An 18105-nucleotide genomic window follows, 5' to 3' on the forward strand; every position below is an offset into this window, starting at 1 on the left:
ACACAAGGCCGCTCCTACAGGAGGTCGCGTTCGTCTGTAGGAGCGGCCTTGTGTCGCGAAAGGGGTGCGAAGCGCCCCCCGGCCCTGGCAGGCCTCAATGGGTGGTAAACCGCTGATGCACCGGCGATGCCCTCGGCGTCAGCGCCAAGGCCAGCTGTGTACGGTTGTGCATGTGGGTCAGGCGCAGCACCTGCGAGACATAGAGTTTTACCGTGTTCTCGGTAATGCCCAACTCGCAGGCAATCTGGTAATTGGTCTTGCCCTTGCTCACCAACTGCGCCACCTCAAGCTGGCGCGGTGAGAGCTTTTCGAAGGCTGGCGGCAACTCACACTCGCCTTCCGCAGCATCGGTGGCGCGGCGGTGGGTGCCTTGGCCACGGGCTTTTTCCAGATCCTGGTAAAGGTCGTCGATCGACTCGGCCAGCTCCTGCAACCGCTGGTTCAGGCTACCCAGCTCGCGGAAGTTGCGGCGCCGCTCCAGCAGCGCTTCTTCCTGACGGCGCAGGCCCTCTAGCAGCTCTTCAAGGTCCATCGGCTTCTGGTAGTAATCGGCGAAGCCTTCGCGCAACGCACGGATCACATCCTGCTTCTCCGCACGGCCCGTGAGCATGATGGCCTCGAACATGCGTTGGTGGCCGGCGATCTGCTTGAGCGAACGCACCAGTTCGATGCCATCGCGCTCGGGCATGTGCAGGTCGCACAGCACCAGGCCAATGCCGTCATCGGCCTCGAAGCGCTCGATGGCCTGGTCGGTGGAGTGGGCCGGCACGCAGCGGTAGCCCTTGGCTTCGAGGTATTCACAGAGTTCTTCGACGATCAACGGCTGGTCGTCGACAACCAGTACTTTCACCTCACTGACGGCTTTGTTCACGATCAACTCCCTGTTGGATCGGCCCTGCTCCCGGGCCAGTTGCTCTGGCAGCACGACCAGTAGTCGCACTTTGCAATTATGTTCATGGACTCTAGACCGTGATTCGACGTTCAGCCGGGCTTATTGGATCCAGACGGACGTCAGCAGAAAGCCTGCCAGTACGTACGGCGCGAATGGCTGCTTGTCACCGAGGGTTTCGGCAATGGTTTGCAAACGTTTTTTCAGCTTGGGGTTGAGCAGGGTCCACAGCCTGCGCCGGCTTAGTAGCCAGGCCACTACGGTTATCCCTGCGCCGATGAAGGTGCCAAGCACGTACTGCGGGCTGGTAGCCAGTGCCAGGGCGCCCATCAATTTGACGTCGGCGGCGCCGAAGCGCCCGAGCATGTAGCCGGGGAGGGTCAGCAGCATGACGATGGCCAGCGCCCAGCCCGCGTCGCTGGCGTCGGCGCCGATCCAGCTGTGGCCGGTGGCGAACAGCCACACCAGCGCGGCGGTGGCCACGCCCAAGGTGAGGGCATTGGAAATCTGACGTTCGCGGACATCTTGTTCGCTGCACAAGGCAAGCCACATCAAAAGAACAATGCTGTGCATTGGCAAATCGCCATCCCTATTCGTTGATCACTTCTATGCTGTCAGGCAGGTCTCACTGTCAGGGTAGACGCGAACATGCAAGCAGGCCCGGTCCGGCAACAAAAAGGCGCGGCAGCCATCGAGTTTGTCGCAGTATTCATGGTGTTTTTCGCGGTGTTCTATGGCCTTGTCAGCTACGCGCTGCCAATGCTCATGCTGCAGTCGTTCAACCAGGCCAGCAGCGAGGCAGTGCGCCGCTGTGTGGCGGTCGACCCGACCAGCGCCACGTATACCCAGGACGTCCAGGCCCTGGCCCATCAGGTGATGGGCCAGCAACTGGCGTGGATGCCGGCGGCGCTGGGCTTCAACCTGGCCACCGATACGCGGGTGTTGATCGGTGCGGACAAGCTATTGACCGTCAGCATCGACTACCCGCGTGAGCGGCTGGAGCGGGTGCTGCCGGTGCTGGTGCTGCCGGGCATCGGCGAGGTGCCCAGACTGCCCCCGCGCCTGCAAGCCCAGGCGAGCCTGCAGCTATGAGCGGCAGCCTGTTCGACCGCTGGCGTGGCGGTGCCAACGAGGATAGCCAGGCGCTGCCTGCGGTGGGCCTGCAATTCTGGCTGGACGACCACGCCAAGGTGCAGCGCCTGGCCGGGCCCCTGCGCAGCCTGCTGGCGCTGCCCGCGCAAGGCGCGATGCGGGTACACGACTACCTGGCGCGGCACAGCCTGCTGGTGCTCGAAGGCGAGCCCGCCGACTGGCAAGGGTTGCCGCTGGACCTGGACTTCAACACCTTGGCCGGCAATGCCCTGCATACCCGTGGCTGGCTGCAACGCCACGGCCAGGGCTGGCTGTTGCAGTTGTTCGACATCGGCGACCTGCTGCGCGAGCAGCGCTGGGACCGACAACGGCCGTTGTTCGGCGAAATCGGCAACGCCCTGCGCGAATGCGGCGCCGAACGCCTGGTGCAGACCACCGGTGAACAGTTGCAACTGATTGCCGGGCACTGGCAGGCCCGTTCGCTGCGCCTGCTGCTGCGCGAGCCGGGCGGCTGGCGCCACTACGCCAGTAGCGAGGCGCAGTGGCCATGGCCCGATGACAGTCGCCTGCAAGCCTGGCTGCAACAATTGCCTGGCGCTGCGCCCCTGGAGGTGGTCGGCCAGCCCGAGCTGCAAGCCTTGTGCGGTGGCGCAGCGTTGTATCTGGTGCCTTATCGCCAGGGCCGCGATACCGAAGCCTGGCTGTTGTGTGCCGATGTCGCCAACCTGCCCCCGGCGGATATGGCGCTGGCATTGGCGCGCACGGTGGTCGAGCCGTTGCTTGCCCGCTACCGGCGCCAGCAATTGCAGCAGCAGAGCGGCCAGCTCGATGACCTGCAACAGCAACTGGGCGCCGGCTGGTGGGAATGGCCGCTGGGCGGCGAGTTGCAGCTGGACCCGGCGGTGGCCGTGGCGTTTGGCCTTGAGCCACGAATGGGCCTTGAACAATGGCTGGCGCAACTGCACCCCGCCGACCGCGAGCCTGCGCAACTGGCGCTGGCCCAGGCCCGTGAAGGGCACGCCCTTAACCTCAGCCTGCGCCTGGCCCAGGCGGCGCCGCGCTGGCTGCACCTGGCCGGCCAGCGCCAGGGCAATCGCCTGCGCGGTTTTGCCCTCGACATCACCGCCCTCAAGCAGCAAGAGCAGCAGGCCGGCGCCGCCCAGGCGCGGCTGGAAAACCTGATCGCCAGCTCGCCTGCGGTGATTTATGTGCAGGGCTACGCCGAAGGCGCGCTGCACGGCGAATTTTTCAGTGCCAGCCTGGCGCCGCTGCTGGGCTGGGCCAGCGACAGTGAGCAGGCCCGCCAGCCGGGCCTGGCCGTACACCCCGACGACCGCCCGCTGTGGCTTGCGCGCACCCGCAGCCTGCTGCGCGATGGCCATGTACGCAGCCGTTACCGGCTATGTGACGTGCACGGCGGCTACCACTGGATGCTCGACGAAGCGCGCCTGCTGCGCGATGACCTCGGCCAGCCGCGCGAGGTCGTCGGTTTGTGGCTGGACGTTACAGAAGCCACGGACGCCGCCGAGCGCATGCGCCAGAGCGAGGAGCGCTATCGGGTGCTGGTGGAGGACTCGCCAGCCATGATCTGCCGCTATCGCCCGGACCTTACGCTGGTGTTCGCCAACCGCCCGCTGGCCGATTACCTGCACTGCAGCGTGGCGCAGTTGGAGGGCGCGAACCTGGGGCAATGGCTGTCCGAGGCCCAGCGCGAGGCGTTTGTTTTGCGTCTGTCGGCCTTGACCCCCGAGCAGCCGGTCAGTAGCGCCGAGATTTGCCTGCAACTGCCGGGGCGTGAGCACGCCTGGTGGATCTGGGCTGACCGGGGCTTGTTCGACGCAGAGGGCCGGCTGCTGGAAATCCAGGCTGTGGGCCGCGACAACACCGAGGTGCGGCGCAGCCAGCAGCAACTGTTGCAGGGGGCCAAGATGGCCACCCTTGGCGAGCTGGCCACAGGGCTTGTGCACGAGATCAACCAGCCGCTCAATGTGATGCGCATGGCCGTGGCCAATGCGCTCAATCGCTTGCAAAACGGCGAGGTCGACCGTGCCTGGCTGCAAACCAAGTTGCAGCGCATCGAAGCGCAGGTGGCACGGGCCGAACGGCTGGTGGAGCACATGCGGGTCTACGGGCGCCGGTCGACCGTCGAACAGCAGGGTTTTGCCGCCTGGGCGGCCGTTGAAGGCGCCGCCGCGTTGCTCGAAGAAGGTCTGCGCGGCAAGGGCGTGAGCCTGCTGCTGGAGCCGCCTGGGCAGCAGGAGCAGGTGCTTGGCCATCCCGACCAGTTGGAGCAGGTGCTGATCAATCTGCTGGTCAACGCCCGTGATGCCCTTCTGGAGCAGCCCCGCACCGAGCGTTGGATACGCGTGCGCCAAGTAGTCGAGGGTTCGCGGCTGCGGCTACTGGTGGAGGACAATGGCGGCGGCATCGACGCGGACCTGCACGAGCGGATTTTCGAACCGTTCTTCACCACCAAGCCTGCGGGTGTCGGCACCGGGTTGGGGCTTTCGGTGAGCCACGGCATCGTCAGCCACATGGGCGGGCGCCTGAGCGTTGGCAACAGCGACCAGGGCGCGTGCTTTTGCGTGGACCTGCCGCTCTACAGCACCAGTTGAGCGTGGCCGCCGCTGCAATCGAGGTTGGCGCCCACCTGAGCGTTGACCAGATCGATGCCCAGCACTTTGAGCAAGGTATTGACCAGCGGGTCGAGCACGGGGCTGAGCAGGTTCTTGATCAAGGGTTCGAGGATTGTCTTGACCCCGTCAAGCAGGCCGGCGGTCAGGTTCAGTACCTGCCCCAGGCCGCTGTTCGCGGTCGGGCGATAGGCTTCCAGATGAATGCCGGCCACTGTGCTTGAAAGGCTCGCCACTGCCTGCGCCTGGTCGCTGTCGACGCTCAGGTAAAGCGGCGGCTGGCCAATGTTGGGTGGGTTGTTGAATATCAGGGGTTTGGCGCTCGGGCTGCTGCCCAGTACCTTGCTGTCCACCCGCAGGCCAATACCGCCGCCGGCGAAGGGCACGCGGGTACCGCAGCTTGGCGGCAGAACCAGCAGACGACTGCAGACGTTAGTGCCGATGTCGATCAAGGGCAGCGCTTTGACGGTGGTCGTCCCTTGGTTCAGGAAGTCCTCGGGGGGCTCGAATTTGCCGATGGCTATTTTGGCTGCCGAGCGCTGGGTGACCGTTGTCAGGCTCTTCGGTGAGCAACTGTAGGCATCCGGAGGCATGGGCCGCAGGCGGCTGGTGGCTTCTGCGACTTCGATGCCGATATCGATGTGGGTTACCCCGTCCAGCAGCTTGATATCGCTGACCTTGCAGGGCACCGCAAGGGCGCAAGTGAGCGACTGCACGGTGCCGAGCAGGTTGAGGCTGAGCAGGTTGCTGACCACATTGGTCAACGGCCCGGCCAGGTCGAGCACGGCGTTGGCAAGGCCGGTAACATTGTTGAGGATAGGCAGGTCGAGTGAAATCAACGCCCGCACCTGCGCGGTATGCACGCGCAAATCATCGCTGCGCGGGTCGCCCACCGCCGACACCTGCTGCGGCTCTATCACCCGCAAGTACAGCTTGCCGTTGGCCAGCCCCAGCACGCTGATTGGCAGTTCGGCGGTAGCTGCGCGCTCGCTCGCCGCCAGCTGGATCACCCCTTGCACCAGTTGCAGCAATTGCAGGTTGGCATCCAGCCCGGCCTGCCCGGTGCCGTTGCGAACATCCAGCAGGTCGCCCAGTTTCAGGCCGCCAACCGGCAGATCGGCGGCCAGCCGCCCGAGGTTGCTGACCACATCGGCCGCAGCACCGTTTTGCTGCAGCACCTTGGCTGCCGCCTTGAGCAGCACGGTAGCGCTGGTGTCGAGGTTGAGCAGTTGCTGATAGTCACCGGCATTGAGGTGCAGGTCCACGGCCAGTTGGTCGAGGTACTTGAGCAGGTTCAACTGGGTATTGGCCATGCCCTGCCAGCCCAGCAGGTCCAGTTGCAGGTTGCCGCCCAGCGCTTTGGTCAGGCCGTTGAGCAGCGCGCCTTGGCTGGAACTGACAGTGGCCAGGGTGGAGCGGATACTGAGCATTGCCTTGGGCGGGCGTGGTGATGCGGCGACGGCGGTGGCATGCAGGTTGGTGGTGGGTTGGAAGGCGCCATCGACCAGGCTGAACAGGCTGCCGGCGACGCTGGTGGTGACGGCGTTGCGCACCTCGACTTCTATCGCCTCGTTGCGGGCGTTGTCGGCGGTGAAGCGGCGAATGCTGCCGGCACCGGTTTGCAGATAGCCGCAGCGGGCGACCAGCGGCGCATTGGCGGCGTGCCCGTTACGGCTGGCGGCGATGCGTGCCAGCGCCGTGGCTTGCGGGCCGGAGCCTGTGCAGGTGCCGCCGTGCTCGGCCGCTTCCAGTGCTGCCATGTCGGCAATGCGTTGCAGTTTGCGCTGTTCAAGGTAAAGACGACCGCCGTCGACGGCCAGCAACATGAACAGCAGGGCAAGGCCCAGCACAAGGGTGGCCATCAAGCCGATCGCGCCGCGTTGGCGCACAGCGAAGCAGGGAACCACAGGCACTCCTTTGCCGGCCACAGGCCCGGCAGCACGGCTGCTGTGCGAGGAGTGTAGTCAAGGTGATGGCAGGTTGCCTTGTCTGTAGGAGCGGCCTTGTGTCGCGAAAGGGGTGCGAAGCAGCCCCAGGATCTGCGCATCATGCAGAATCGCCTGGGCTGCTACGCACCCCTTTCGCGACACAAGGCCGCTCCTACCAGAGGCCGCAACAGTTTGGTTCAGCCCTCACTTGGGCGGGTAGTTACTCATGACCTGGGTAACCGTTTTCTGAATCGCAGCATTACGTTCCTGAGGGCTCGGCGGGTAGTTGTTCATGATCTGCTCGGCACTCCCGCGCCAGACCAGCTTGCCATCCTTGCCATCGAACAAGTCGACCTGAATGGTCGCCACCTTGTAATCGACGCTGCGCGTCTCGTTGTACATCGGCCCACCCCAATAGCCGCCCCAATAACCACCCCAAGCCCCGCCGTAATTGGTGGTGACCTGCTGCTGGCGCTGCTCGACGATCAAGTAGGCGCGCACCTTGAGGTCGGCCTTGGCGTTACCCTGCGCCGGCCGCAGCCCACGCTGGTCGAGCTGGTCAGCCACCGCCTCGCGGATGCGCTGTTCGGTGAGGTCGCTCTTGATCCGTGGATCATCGGGCCGATACTGCAACCCCGGCTCTTGCCAGGCCCAACTGCGGTAGGCCGCAAAATCGCGGCTGGCATCGAAATCGTGCTGCACGTTGTTGCTTGCACACGCCGCTAGCAACAACACGCACGACAGAACAACAAGACGACGCAACATGATGAGTCTCCGTCAACAGTTAACTGGGAGGATAGCCGCTCAGTGCCTTGCTCACCGATTCACGCAGGGCGTTTTCACGATCGCGCGGGGAGCCCTTGCTGCTGCCGCTCTCGGCACTCGCGCTCCAGACCGGCTGGCCATTGCGCGCATCGAACAGGTCGATGCGCACCACCATCACCTCGACCTGGTAGGTGCGCACGATCGGCACGCTGCCATACGCCCCGTAGCCGTTACGGTAGCCGCCAAAGCCAACGCTGCTCGAAGGCCCGTAGTAGGGGTCGTAGTAATCGTAGTCGCGTACTTGGCGCAGACGCCTTTCCAGGCGAATGTCCGCACTCACCAGAAGGTCCGCCGCACCGCCATGGGCCGGGCGCAGGCCGTGTTGATCGAGCGCAGTGCTGACCGCATCGGCAAGCTGGCCGGGGCTGGCATTGACAAGGCCGCCAGGTGCCTGGCTGTCGCGCCAGCGCCAGCTGCGATAGCGGCCGTAGTCACGCGCTGGGGCCGGGTAGGCGCTGGCGTCGAAGGTCGTGGCCGCCTGCGCCGGGGCCGGCGGGATCGGCTTGCCGCTGGCCACGTACGGGTTGGGGCTCTGGCAAGCGGCAAGGGTCAGAGCTAGCACGGCCAGGCACAGTGAACGGTACAGCATGTGTCCTCCCCGCCGCGTTCTCAGAGGGGGCGGCAGACCCAGTGCAAGTAGCGGCCAAGCCCGGCAAAGCTTGGGTGGCGACGGTGCGCCAGTTCCATTTCCAGCAGGTCGAGCAGCTCGGCCTTGCTTTGGAATTCCCGGGGCATGTAGTCGTGGAACACCCGGATGCCGCTTTCGCTTTCGACCTGCCACAACAATTGAAGTTGCGCCCGGAGTTCGCGCGGATCAAGGGGTTTTTGCGGGGTCAGGCTTTGTTTTTCGCCCGCCAGCTGGTTGCTGCGCAATTTGCGGAAATGCCCCTTGAGCAGGTTGCGATACACCAGCGCGTCGCGGTTGTAGAACGCCAGCGACAAACAGCCATCGGGTGCTGTGAGCTGGTGCAGCACCGGCAGGATGCTCTCGGGTTCGGCCAACCATTCCAGCACCGCATGGCACAGCACCACGTCGTAGGGCTCGGTGAGCTGGCCGAGCAGTGCCTGCCAGGGCGCCTGGATGAACGTCGCCTGCTGGCCCGCCTCGGCAAAGCGGGCGCGGGCGCCTTCAAGCATGGGGCCGGCGGGTTCGGCGAGGGTCACCTGGTGGCCGCGTTCGGCCAGCCACAGCGCCATGTGGCCGAGCCCAGCGCCGATGTCGAGCACGCGCAACGGGCGGTCTGGCAGCGCTTCGGCAAGGTCTGCCTGCAACACCGCCAGGCGAATCGCGCCCTTGGCGCCGCCGTAGATCTTCTCGGCAAAGCGGGTTGCCAGTTCATCGAAGTGACGGTCGTTCATTTGGCGAAGCGCCTCTCGCTGTCGGCAAGCTTGGCGCGTACCACTTCATTCATGTCCAGGCCCAGTTCGCTGCACAGCAGCAACAGGTACAGGACGATGTCGCCGACCTCTTGGCCTGCGTGGGCGAGCTGTTCGGCGGGCAGTTGGCGCGACTGGTCTTCGCTGAGCCACTGGAAAATTTCGACCAGCTCGGCCATTTCGACGCTGGCAGCCATGGCCAGGTTCTTCGGGCTGTGAAAGCCCCGCCAATCGTTGGTGTCGCGGATGCGGTGCAGGCGTTCGGTGAGTTCTTGCAGGTTCATCGGGGTCTCCTCGTGGCGCATAGCTTCCGGTGGGGTCCGATGTAAAGCAAGCCTTCATCAAACGCTAAAGCGAGCCCCAGTTGCCGAGCATGTGCAGCAACCCGCCATGGCCATCCAGGCGCAATTGGCCGGATGGGCCAGGTGCGCTGGCGCCGAGCACCACTTCCGATGGCAGGCGCACCGGTTTGAGGAAGGTGCTTTCGAAGTTGTAGCCGGCGTTGGGCAGATGGCCCTGCAGCGCTGCCAGTGCCATTGCCTGGCTCCACATGCCATGGGCGATGGCCTTGGGGTAGCCAAACAGGCGGGCGCTGAGGGCGCTCAAGTGGATAGGGTTGTAGTCACCGGCAACCCGCGCATAACGGCGGCCGATATCGCTGTCGGCGTACCAGCGGGTCGCTTGCGGCAGGGGCGCAGTTTCAGCCTCGGTGGCTGGCGTGGCAGTGGCGTCGAGCTTGAGCCCGCGTACCAGCATGCGGCTGGTTTCGCGCCACAGCACCCCCAGCCCATCGGCGGCTTCAGTGACCAGGTCGAAGGTGCCGCCCTTGGCGTGTGGTTGCAGGTTGTCGGCATGCACCGAGAAACGCAGCGCATCGACCCCGCCGAGCGGGCGCAGCACTTCGATGCGGTTGTGCAGATGCACCATGCCCAACAGCGGGAACGGGAAGTCGGGGGCGGTGAGCAGCTGCAGTTGCAGGGTAAAGGCCATTACGTGCGGGTAGGTGCCGGGCAGGCGCCCTTCGTCGGCGAAGTGGCACAGCTTGCGATAGGCGCCAAGGTTGCCGGCATCGACCCGCAGCAGGCAGCGCAAGCCACGCTCGGGCAGCGTGGCGCCACTGATCTTGCGTTTGCCCAAGGCGCGCAGGTACAGGTTCAGGCGCGGGTCGGGGTGGTGTATTTCGAGCCAGTTGGCGGTCATCTCAGGCCCCCATCAATGCTTGGCCGCACACGCGCAGCACCTGGCCGTTGACGGCGCCTGCGCCCGGTTGGCTGAGCCAGGCAATGGCTTCGGCAACATCCTGTGGCAGCCCGCCCTGGCCCAACGAACTCAAGCGCCGCCCGGCCTCGCGCAGGCCCATGGGCATGGCGCCGGTCATGTGGGTTTCGATAAAGCCTGGGGCTACCGCATTGATGCTCGCGCCGCGCTCGGCAAGGGTTGGCGCCCAGGCTTGCGCCAGGCCGATCAGCCCGGCTTTGCTGGCCGCATAGTTGGCCTGGCCGCGGTTGCCGGCAATGCCGCTGACCGAGGCCAGCAGGGTGATGCGTGCGTTATCGTGCAGCTTGCCGGCGTCCAGCAGCGCCTGGGTGAGCACCTGCGGTGCCTTGAGGTTGACCGCCAGCACCGAGTCCCAGTAGTCGGGGGTCATGTTGGCGAGGGTCTTGTCGCGGGTGATGCCTGCGTTGTGCACAACGATATCCAGGCCCCCCGGCAAGGCTTCGATCAACTGGGTGGCGGCATCGGCTGCGCAGATATCCAGCGCCAACGCCCGGCCGCCCAGGCGTGCGGCGATGGCGTCGAGGTCTTTCTGTGCCTGCGGCACATCCAGCAGGGTCACTTCGGCGCCGTCACGGGCAAGGGTTTCGGCGATAGCGGCGCCGATGCCGCGAGCGGCACCGGTAACCAGTGCATGGCGGCCCGCCAACGGGCGGGTCCAGTCTTCGACCGCAGTGGCGCAGTGGCCCAGGCGCAGCACCTGGCCGGAGACGAATGCGCTTTTGGGCGACAGGAAGAAGCGCAGTGCACCTTCAAGGCCCGACTCGGCGTCGGCGCCGACATACAGCAGGTTGGCGGTTGCGCCATTGCGCAGCTCTTTGCCCAGTGACCGGCTGAAACCTTCAAGGGCACGCTGGGCAACGCTTGCGTGGGCGTCGCCGAGGGTTTCCGGGGCGCGCCCGAGGATCACGACATGGGCACTCGGCGCCAGGCTGCGCAGCAGCGGCTGGAAGAATTCGCGCAACTGCTTGAGCTGATCGCTGTCGGACAAATGGCTGGCATCGAACACCAACGCCTTGAGTTTCGGCCCCAGCCCTGCAACCCAGGCCGGTGACGACAGGCTTGGCTCGTTGAAGCTGTAGCACTCGCCGGTCAAGCGCGGGGCAATCGTTTCGACGTAGCCGGCCAGGGCACCGCCGCCCAATACCAGTGCGCCCTCGACCGGGCGCAGGCGGCCTGCCTGCCAGCGCTCCAGCGGCGCCGGCGAAGGCAGGCCGAGGGCATCGACCAGGCGCCGGCCTAGGTTGGAGTTGGCAAAGCCGAGATAACGATCGCTCATGTAGGGGGTCTCCTTGAAGGCAAGCATGCAGTGTGGACCATGTTTGTGGCAGGGTCGTTCGAACAGGGCAAAAACCGCCTAGGCTTATCGATCAATTTGTTTCAGGAGGAACAGGCATGCATTCAACGCGCCGGGTCGCGATCCTGGGGGGTAACCGGATCCCTTTCGCCCGTTCCAATGGGGCCTACGTCAAAGCAAGCAACCAGGCGATGCTCACCGCCGCGCTTGAAGGGCTGGTGGAGCGCTATCGGTTGCATGGCCTGCGCCTGGGTGAAGTCGCTGCGGGCGCGGTGCTCAAGCATTCGCGCGACATGAGCCTGACCCGCGAGAGCGTGCTGGGCTCGCGGCTGGCCCCGCAAACCCCGGCCTACGATATTCAGCAGGCCTGCGGCACGGGCCTGGAAGCGGCGTTGCTGGTGGCCAACAAGATCGCCCTGGGGCAGATTGACAGCGGAATTGCCGGGGGTGTCGATACCACGTCCGGTGCACCGATTGCGGTCAGTGAAGGGCTGCGCCAGATACTGTTGCAGGCCAGCCGGGGCAAGGACTTGGCTGCTCGCCTCAAGCCCTTCCTGAAACTGCGCCCAGGCCATCTCAAGCCAGAACTGCCGCGCAACGGCGAGCCGCGTACCGGGTTGTCGATGGGCGAGCACTGCGAGCGCATGGCGCAAACCTGGCACATCGAGCGCGCCGAGCAGGATGAACTGGCGCTGCTCAGCCATCAGCGCCTGGCCGCGTCTTACGCTGAAGGCTGGCACGACGACCTGCTCACCCCGTACCAGGGGCTCAGCCGCGACAACAACCTGCGCCCGGACTTGAGCCTTGAGCAACTGGCCAAGCTCAGGCCGGCATTCGAGCGTAGCGGCCAAGGCACACTGACCGCCGGCAACTCGACGCCGCTCACCGATGGCGCGTCGCTGGTGCTGCTGGGTAGCGAGGCCTGGGCCGAGCAGCAGGGCCTGAAGGTGCTGGCCTATCTGGTGGACGGCGAAACTGCCGCGGTGGACTTTGTGCACGGCCACGAAGGGCTGCTGATGGCGCCGGTGTACGCCGTGCCACGGCTGCTGGCGCGCAACGGCCTGAGCCTGCAGGACTTTGACTTCTATGAAATCCACGAAGCCTTCGCCGCCCAGGTGCTATGCACCCTGAAGGCCTGGGAAGACGCCGATTACTGCCGCACCCGGCTAGGGCTGGAGGCGCCGCTTGGGGCGATCGACCGCAGCAAGCTGAACGTCAAGGGCAGCTCGCTCGCCGCCGGCCACCCGTTTGCCGCCACCGGTGGGCGCATTCTGGCGCACATGGCCAAGTTGCTGGCGACACGCGGCAAGGGGCGCGGGCTGATCTCTATCTGCGCAGCGGGCGGGCAGGGGGTTACGGCTATCGTTGAGCGGTAGGCTGGGGTAAGCGCTTCCTGATGCTGGCGCACGCGCGTGGCCGCCACACTCGCTGCTCATTTCAGAGGAGTGTGGCGATGAGCGGCTTTATGGCAGTGGCGGGCTTCACGCTGGCGCTGAACGCGCAAGGCGCGACTGAACAATGCCCTGCGGTTGCGCAGATAACCCAGACGCAAGTGGCCGGGCAACCTGGGCTGGTTTACCAGGCACCGGGTGGTTGGCGTTTTTACAATCCGACGGCGGTTGCCGCTGATCTTGAGCGCTTTCACTTCAGCCGGGCAAGGTTATGGAAGGACAGCGTGATGTGTGACTACGTCACCGGAAGCTCTGGCGGGGCCCGGCTGACGCGGCCGGGCAAGCGCTCGGCCGCTGAGGGGGAGTGGGTGGGGGAGCAGTGCTTCCCCCTGAGGCAGGGCCCGGGCGAATGCCGGTTCAAATGACCAGCCCGGACTTTACGCGGCCTTGTGTAGGAGCGGCGGTTCCAAAGATCAGGTGCGGAAGCGGCGCACCAGTGTATCCAGCTCGTTCGACAGCCCTGCCAGGCTCTCGGAGTCTTGCCGTGCGGCCTGCGCCAGTTCGGCAACCAACTGCGCATCGCCATGGATCTGGCTGATGTGGCGGTTGATGTCCTCGGCGACCTGGTGCTGTTCCTCGGCGGCGGTGGCGATCTGCGTGTTCATGTCGCGGATCACATCCACCGATTCACGAATCTGCCCAAAGCTGTCACGGGCCATGCCAATGCGGCTGACAGACTGCTGCGACACCTCGATGCTGGCGTGCATCTGCTCGGCCACTTCGGCGGTGCGGCTGGCCAGGTTGCCCAGCAGGCCGTCGATTTCGGCGGTGGAGTCGGCAGTGCGCTTGGCCAGCGCGCGGACTTCGTCGGCAACCACGGCAAAACCACGGCCTTGCTCGCCGGCACGGGCCGCTTCGATGGCCGCGTTGAGCGCCAGCAGGTTGGTTTGCTCGGCAATCGAACGGATGGTTCCCAGGATCGACTGGATGGCGTTGCTGTCGCGTTCCAGTTGCTGGATAGACTGCGCCGATTGTTCGATTTCCTGGCTCAGGCGGTCGACGCTTTGTACCGCGGCGTCGATCTGCTGCTGGCCTTCGCGGGCCTGGGCCTGGCCACTGTCGGCAGACAACGCCGCCTGGCTGCACGAACGCGCCACTTCGTTGGCAGTCGCAACCATTTCGTGGAAGGCGGTCGACACCATGTCCACGGCTTCGCGCTGGCGGCCAGCGGCTTCGGCCATGTCGCCGGACACGCGGGTGGAACTGGTGGAGGTGGTGAGGATTTTCCCTGCTGCCGCGCCAATATGCTGGATCAGGCTGCGGATGGCGCCCAGGAACTGGTTGAACCAACTGGCCAGTTGCGCGGTTTCATCGCGGCCACGGATTTCCAGGTTGCGGGTCAGGTCGCCTTCACCTTGGGCGATGTCTTCCAGGCCGCTGGTGACGCTGTTGATCGGGCGTACGATGAGCTTGGCGAAAGTCGCGCCCACTACCGCGAACAAGGCCGCGAGTACCAGGGCAACGATGCCGACCAGCCAGGTCAGGCGGGTGGTGCTGGCCATCACTTCGTTTTCCTGGATCAGGCCGACGAAGGTCCAGCCCAGCTGCTCGTCAGGGTAGACGTTGGCCATGAACCGCTCGCCGTCGATCTCGACTTCGACCAGGCCTTTGCCGGCCTTGGCCAGTTCGGCATAGCCGCCGCCGAGGCTGGAAAGCTGCTTGAAGTTGTGGCTGGCATCGCGCGGGTCGACCATCACGTTGCCGTTGCTTTCGATCAGCATCAGGTAACCGCTGTCGCCCAGCTTGATCTTCTTGACGATCTCGGTGAGGCCTTTGAGCGACACGTCGATGTTGACCACACCGCCTGGGCTGCCGAGCTGGTTGGCGACGGTGCGCACGGTGCTGATCAGCACGGCGTCGTCGGCGGCCCAGTAGTAGGCGCTGGTGCGCAGGGTCTTGCCTGGGTTGGCCATGGCCGACTGGTACCAAGGGCGGGTGCGCGGGTCGTAGTTGACGAACTTCTGCCCAGCCGGCCAGCCGACGTAGCCACCGTCGTTGACGCCGTAGGACAGGTAGGAATAGGCGGGGTGGGCGGCTGCCAGGCGGGTGAAGAAGTCCAGCACGCCCTTGTCCTGGTCGCCCAGATCATAGGAAGGGGCGGCGCTCATGTACTTGTTCAGGTTGCTGCCGGTAGCGGCCACCATCGGCTGCGAAGCGATGTACTCGACGTTCTGGTCGATAGCCTGGAAGAAGATGTTCATGGCGTTGCCAACCTGGCGAATTTCCCGGCTGCTGTTATCCAGGAAATCGTCACGGGCTTCGCCACGCAAGTTGATGATCACCAAGGCGGCGACCAAAACGATGGGCAGGCCGGCTATGACGGCAAAGGCCCAGGTCAGTTTTTGCTTGATGTTCATCCACGCTCCCAGATTTGTTTTTTTCGTGACACAGGCAGGTATCAGGGCATCGGCAGGGTCGGTGCTTTATGTAGCGCTTAAGGCCTAATTCGTTGGTCAGCGGCGCGGCTGGGAAGAAAACTGTCGCGTTTAGGCGATTTGCCACGGTCCTGGCAGGGCAAAAGCCCGCCCCGGTAGGGGCGGCGTTCTGTCTCAGTTGCAACACCCATCGGCCAGGCCCTTGAGGATCGGGCAGTCCGGGCGGTCGTCGCCTTGGCAAGTGGCAACCAGTTCACCCAGGGTATCGCGCAGGCTCACCAGCTCCTCGATGCGCCGGTTGAGCTCATCGATATGCTGCATGGCCAGGGCTTTGACGTCGGCGCTGGCGCGTTGGCGGTCCTGCCACAGGGTCAGCAGCCGCGCCACTTCGTCCAGCGAGAAGCCCAGGTCGCGCGAGCGCTTGATGAACGCCAGGCTGTGCAGGTCTTGCGCCTGATACACCCGGTAGCCGCTGTCGCTGCGCTGCGCCGGGCGCAGCAGGCCGATGGACTCGTAATAACGGATCATCTTGGCGCTAAGCCCACTGCGGCGGGCCGCCTGGCCGATGTTCATGGCGTCTCCTGGTCGATGTTGGCGGGTTTCCAGGTTTTGAGCAGCAGCGCATTGCTCACCACGCTGACGCTGGACAGTGCCATGGCGGCGCCGGCCAGCACCGGGTTGAGGAAGCCGAAGGCTGCCAGCGGGATGCCGACGAGGTTATAGATGAAGGCCCAGAACAGGTTCTGGCGGATCTTCGCGTACGTTTTGCGGCTGATTTCCAGCGCGGCCGGGACCAGCCGTGGGTCGCCGCGCATCAGCGTTATACCAGCGGCCTGCATGGCGACATCGGTGCCGCCGCCCATGGCGATGCCGATATCGGCGGCGGCCAGCGCCGGGGCGTCGTTGATGCCATCGCCAACCATGGCCACCACGCCGTCCTGCTTCAACGCCGTGACCGTCGCGGCCTTGTCGGCGGGCAGCACTTCGGCATGCACGTCATCGATGCCCAGCGCCTCTGCGACCACTTTGGCGCTACCACGGTTGTCGCCGGTGAGCAGGTGGCTGCTGATGCCGCGCCGATGCAGGGCACCGATGGCTTCGGCGGCGCCAGGCTTGAGGCTGTCGCCAAAGGCAAACAGGCCCAGCACCCGCGGCTGCGCGCCGCGCTCAATCAGCCACGACAAGGTTCGGCCTTCGGCTTCCCAAGCGCTGGCGTTGGCGGCCAGCTCGCCGGGCGATAGTGCGCTTTCATCGAGCAAGCGGCGGTTGCCCAGGGCCAGCTCTAGGTTATCCACATGCCCGGCGATACCGCGCCCGGTGAGCGACTGGCTGTCGCTGACCTGCGGCACGTCCAGGCCGCGTTCGGCGCAGGCGTCCAATACCGCCTTGGCCAGCGGGTGCTCACTGCCACGCTGCAGGGCACCGGCCAGGCGCAGCGCCTGGCCCTGGTCAACGGCCTGCAGGTGGACGATGCGCGGGCTGCCGGAGGTCAGGGTGCCGGTCTTGTCGAACACCACCCGGTTGACTGCATGGGCGCGCTCCAGGGCTTCGGCGTCCTTGATCAGGATGCCGTGGCGGGCTGCGACGCCGGTGCCGGCCATGATCGCTGCGGGCGTGGCCAGGCCCAGCGCGCAGGGGCAGGCGATCACCAGTACCGCGACGGCGTTGATCAAAGCCGTCTCCAGCGCAGCGCCTGCCAGCCACCAGCCGAGCAGGGTGAGCAGTGCCAGCACCAGCACGGCGGGGACGAACACCTGGCTGACTCGGTCTACCAGCTTCTGGATCGGTGCCTTCGCCGCCTGGGCGTCTTCGACCAGGCGAATGATGCGCGCCAGCACCGTTTCGGTGCCCAGCGCGCGGGTTTCTACCAACAGGCGGCCCTCACCGTTGATTGCACCACCGGTCACGGTGTCGCCCGGCTGCTTGGGCACCGGCAGGCTCTCGCCGCTGATCAGCGCCTCATCGGCGTGGCTGCTGCCTTCGAGCACCTGGCCGTCTACCGGGAAGCGCTCGCCGGGTTTGACCAGCACCCGATCGCCCAGGCGCAGTTGGCTGATGGCGACTTCTTGTTCCACACCCTCGCTTACGCGCACGGCGCGTTCCGGGCGCAGCGCTTCGAGGGCACGAATGGCGCTTGCGGTCTGGCGCTTGGCGCGGCTTTCGAGGTACTTGCCCAGCAGCACCAAGGCGATGACCACGGCGGAAGCTTCAAAATACAGGTGCGGTTGCATGCCGGGGTGGGCGTTGGCCCACTGGTACAGGCTCAGCCCGTACCCGGCGCTGGTGCCCAGCGCCACCAGCAGGTCCATGTTGCCGGCACCGGCGCGCACGGCCTTGGCGGCGGCGACATAAAAGCGCGCACCCAGAACGAACTGCACAGGGGTTGCCAGCACGAACTGCGCCCAGGCCGGCAGCATCCAGTGCAGGCCGAAGGGTTCGAGCAGCATCGGCAGCACCAGCGGCAGTGCCAGCAACAGCGCTGCGCCTACCGCCAGGCGCTCGTTGCGCAGGCGCCGCTGGGCCAGGTGTTGTTCATCGTCGAGGCTATGCGGCAGGCTGGCGCTGTAGCCGGCTTTCTCTACCGCGCTGATCAGCAGGGCTTCATCGACGCCTTGCAGCAATTGGACGTGGGCGCGCTCGCGGGCCAGGTTGACGCTGACCTGCTCTACGCCCGGCAGCTTGGCCAATGCGCGTTCGATGCGCCCGGCGCAACTGGCGCAGGTCATGCCACCCAACTGCAATTCAACGGTGCGGGTCGGCACACTGTACCCGGCCTCGCGCACCGCCCCCAGCAACGCCGGCAGGCTCTCGGCCGGGGCCTGGACACGGGCCTGTTCGGTGGCCAGGTTGACGCTGACCTGTTCGGTACCGGTGACCTTGCGCAAGGCGCGCTCGACCCGGCCTGCGCAGCTTGCGCAGGTCATGCCGGTGATCGGCAGGTCGAAGGTGGTGGATGCTGGCAT

16 protein-coding genes are annotated in these 18105 nt (G+C 65.5%); 4 read left to right on the forward strand and 12 right to left on the reverse strand.

The genetic code is table 11. The features are described from left to right. Nucleotides 1–94: 94 nt before the first annotated feature. Nucleotides 95–871, reverse strand: coding sequence for a response regulator (locus tag HU720_RS16305; protein WP_186520970.1), 777 nt, complete (start codon nucleotides 869–871; stop codon nucleotides 95–97). A 120-nt stretch (nucleotides 872–991) separates the two neighbouring features. Beyond that, nucleotides 992–1462: a prepilin peptidase gene (locus HU720_RS16310; protein ID WP_186520971.1), complete on the reverse strand. Its 471-nt coding sequence runs from the start codon at nucleotides 1460–1462 to the stop codon at nucleotides 992–994. Between the two features lie 75 nt (nucleotides 1463–1537). On the opposite strand from HU720_RS16310, the gene HU720_RS16315 reads away from it, so the two are divergent. Continuing rightward, nucleotides 1538–1981 (forward strand): TadE/TadG family type IV pilus assembly protein, encoded by a 444-nt coding sequence (locus HU720_RS16315; protein ID WP_186520972.1) that lies wholly within the window; start codon nucleotides 1538–1540, stop codon nucleotides 1979–1981. Continuing rightward, nucleotides 1978–4596 (forward strand): PAS domain-containing sensor histidine kinase, encoded by a 2619-nt coding sequence (locus HU720_RS16320; RefSeq protein ID WP_186520973.1) that lies wholly within the window; start codon nucleotides 1978–1980, stop codon nucleotides 4594–4596. The genes HU720_RS16315 and HU720_RS16320 overlap by 4 nt, the downstream gene beginning before the upstream one ends. Here the strand turns inward: HU720_RS16320 and HU720_RS16325 are convergent. From HU720_RS16325 to HU720_RS16355, 7 genes are all read right to left on the reverse strand, one after another. Next, entirely contained in the window at nucleotides 4581–6521 is a 1941-nt protein-coding gene (locus tag HU720_RS16325; protein ID WP_346656591.1) for a pilus assembly protein TadG-related protein, read from the reverse strand. The genes HU720_RS16320 and HU720_RS16325 overlap by 16 nt on opposite strands. Nucleotides 6522–6746: 225 nt before the next feature. Next, complete coding sequence (locus HU720_RS16330; RefSeq protein WP_186520974.1) at nucleotides 6747–7307, reverse strand: DUF4136 domain-containing protein; 561 nt, start codon at nucleotides 7305–7307, stop codon at nucleotides 6747–6749. Between the two features lie 19 nt (nucleotides 7308–7326). After that, nucleotides 7327–7956, reverse strand: coding sequence for a DUF4136 domain-containing protein (locus tag HU720_RS16335; RefSeq protein ID WP_186520975.1), 630 nt, complete (start codon nucleotides 7954–7956; stop codon nucleotides 7327–7329). 20 nt (nucleotides 7957–7976) lie between these two features. Further along, complete coding sequence (locus tag HU720_RS16340; protein WP_186520976.1) at nucleotides 7977–8726, reverse strand: methyltransferase; 750 nt, start codon at nucleotides 8724–8726, stop codon at nucleotides 7977–7979. Beyond that, the gene (locus HU720_RS16345; RefSeq protein WP_186520977.1) at nucleotides 8723–9028 is read right to left on the reverse strand and encodes a MazG-like family protein; all 306 of its coding nucleotides are present in this window, start codon (nucleotides 9026–9028) and stop codon (nucleotides 8723–8725) included. Before HU720_RS16345 ends, HU720_RS16340 begins: the two co-directional genes overlap by 4 nt. A gap of 64 nt (nucleotides 9029–9092) precedes the next feature. Next, on the reverse strand, nucleotides 9093–9944 hold the full coding sequence (locus HU720_RS16350; protein ID WP_186520978.1) for a MaoC/PaaZ C-terminal domain-containing protein: 852 nt from the start codon (nucleotides 9942–9944) through the stop codon (nucleotides 9093–9095). A gap of 1 nt (nucleotide 9945) precedes the next feature. After that, the gene (locus tag HU720_RS16355; protein ID WP_186520979.1) at nucleotides 9946–11298 is read right to left on the reverse strand and encodes a 3-oxoacyl-ACP reductase; all 1353 of its coding nucleotides are present in this window, start codon (nucleotides 11296–11298) and stop codon (nucleotides 9946–9948) included. A gap of 116 nt (nucleotides 11299–11414) precedes the next feature. Here HU720_RS16355 and HU720_RS16360 point away from each other — a divergent pair, with 116 nt between their 5' ends. After that, entirely contained in the window at nucleotides 11415–12692 is a 1278-nt protein-coding gene (locus HU720_RS16360) for an acetyl-CoA C-acetyltransferase (RefSeq protein ID WP_186520980.1), read from the forward strand. Between the two features lie 77 nt (nucleotides 12693–12769). After that, a complete protein-coding gene (locus HU720_RS16365; RefSeq protein ID WP_186520981.1) occupies nucleotides 12770–13132 on the forward strand; it encodes a hypothetical protein in 363 nt (120 codons plus the stop codon). A gap of 48 nt (nucleotides 13133–13180) precedes the next feature. On the opposite strand, the gene HU720_RS16370 is transcribed toward HU720_RS16365, so the two are convergent. From HU720_RS16370 to HU720_RS16380, 3 genes are all read right to left on the reverse strand, one after another. Next, on the reverse strand, nucleotides 13181–15124 hold the full coding sequence (locus tag HU720_RS16370) for a methyl-accepting chemotaxis protein (RefSeq protein ID WP_186520982.1): 1944 nt from the start codon (nucleotides 15122–15124) through the stop codon (nucleotides 13181–13183). 192 nt (nucleotides 15125–15316) lie between these two features. Continuing rightward, a complete protein-coding gene (cueR, locus tag HU720_RS16375; protein WP_186520983.1) occupies nucleotides 15317–15715 on the reverse strand; it encodes a Cu(I)-responsive transcriptional regulator in 399 nt (132 codons plus the stop codon). After that, nucleotides 15712–18105: a heavy metal translocating P-type ATPase gene (locus HU720_RS16380; RefSeq protein ID WP_186520984.1), complete on the reverse strand. Its 2394-nt coding sequence runs from the start codon at nucleotides 18103–18105 to the stop codon at nucleotides 15712–15714. The genes cueR and HU720_RS16380 overlap by 4 nt, the downstream gene beginning before the upstream one ends.

Origin of the sequence: Pseudomonas sp. SWRI51 (genome assembly GCF_014268825.1) — a bacterium.
GTDB lineage: Bacteria > Pseudomonadota > Gammaproteobacteria > Pseudomonadales > Pseudomonadaceae > Aquipseudomonas > Aquipseudomonas farsensis.

What these genes read in the sequence shown, in the direction of transcription:
- HU720_RS16310 (WP_186520971.1), bottom strand. Translation starts at nt 1,462, where the DNA reads ATGCACAGCATTGTTCTTTTGATGTGGCTTGCCTTGTGCAGCGAACAA.
- HU720_RS16315 (WP_186520972.1), top strand. Translation starts at nt 1,538, where the DNA reads ATGCAAGCAGGCCCGGTCCGGCAACAAAAAGGCGCGGCAGCCATCGAG.
- HU720_RS16320 (WP_186520973.1), top strand. Translation starts at nt 1,978, where the DNA reads ATGAGCGGCAGCCTGTTCGACCGCTGGCGTGGCGGTGCCAACGAGGAT.
- HU720_RS16330 (WP_186520974.1), bottom strand. Translation starts at nt 7,307, where the DNA reads ATGTTGCGTCGTCTTGTTGTTCTGTCGTGCGTGTTGTTGCTAGCGGCG.
- HU720_RS16335 (WP_186520975.1), bottom strand. Translation starts at nt 7,956, where the DNA reads ATGCTGTACCGTTCACTGTGCCTGGCCGTGCTAGCTCTGACCCTTGCC.
- HU720_RS16340 (WP_186520976.1), bottom strand. Translation starts at nt 8,726, where the DNA reads ATGAACGACCGTCACTTCGATGAACTGGCAACCCGCTTTGCCGAGAAG.
- HU720_RS16345 (WP_186520977.1), bottom strand. Translation starts at nt 9,028, where the DNA reads ATGAACCTGCAAGAACTCACCGAACGCCTGCACCGCATCCGCGACACC.
- HU720_RS16350 (WP_186520978.1), bottom strand. Translation starts at nt 9,944, where the DNA reads ATGACCGCCAACTGGCTCGAAATACACCACCCCGACCCGCGCCTGAAC.
- HU720_RS16355 (WP_186520979.1), bottom strand. Translation starts at nt 11,298, where the DNA reads ATGAGCGATCGTTATCTCGGCTTTGCCAACTCCAACCTAGGCCGGCGC.
- HU720_RS16360 (WP_186520980.1), top strand. Translation starts at nt 11,415, where the DNA reads ATGCATTCAACGCGCCGGGTCGCGATCCTGGGGGGTAACCGGATCCCT.
- HU720_RS16365 (WP_186520981.1), top strand. Translation starts at nt 12,770, where the DNA reads ATGAGCGGCTTTATGGCAGTGGCGGGCTTCACGCTGGCGCTGAACGCG.
- HU720_RS16370 (WP_186520982.1), bottom strand. Translation starts at nt 15,124, where the DNA reads ATGAACATCAAGCAAAAACTGACCTGGGCCTTTGCCGTCATAGCCGGC.
- cueR (WP_186520983.1), bottom strand. Translation starts at nt 15,715, where the DNA reads ATGAACATCGGCCAGGCGGCCCGCCGCAGTGGGCTTAGCGCCAAGATG.
- HU720_RS16380 (WP_186520984.1), bottom strand. Translation starts at nt 18,105, where the DNA reads ATGCCAGCATCCACCACCTTCGACCTGCCGATCACCGGCATGACCTGC.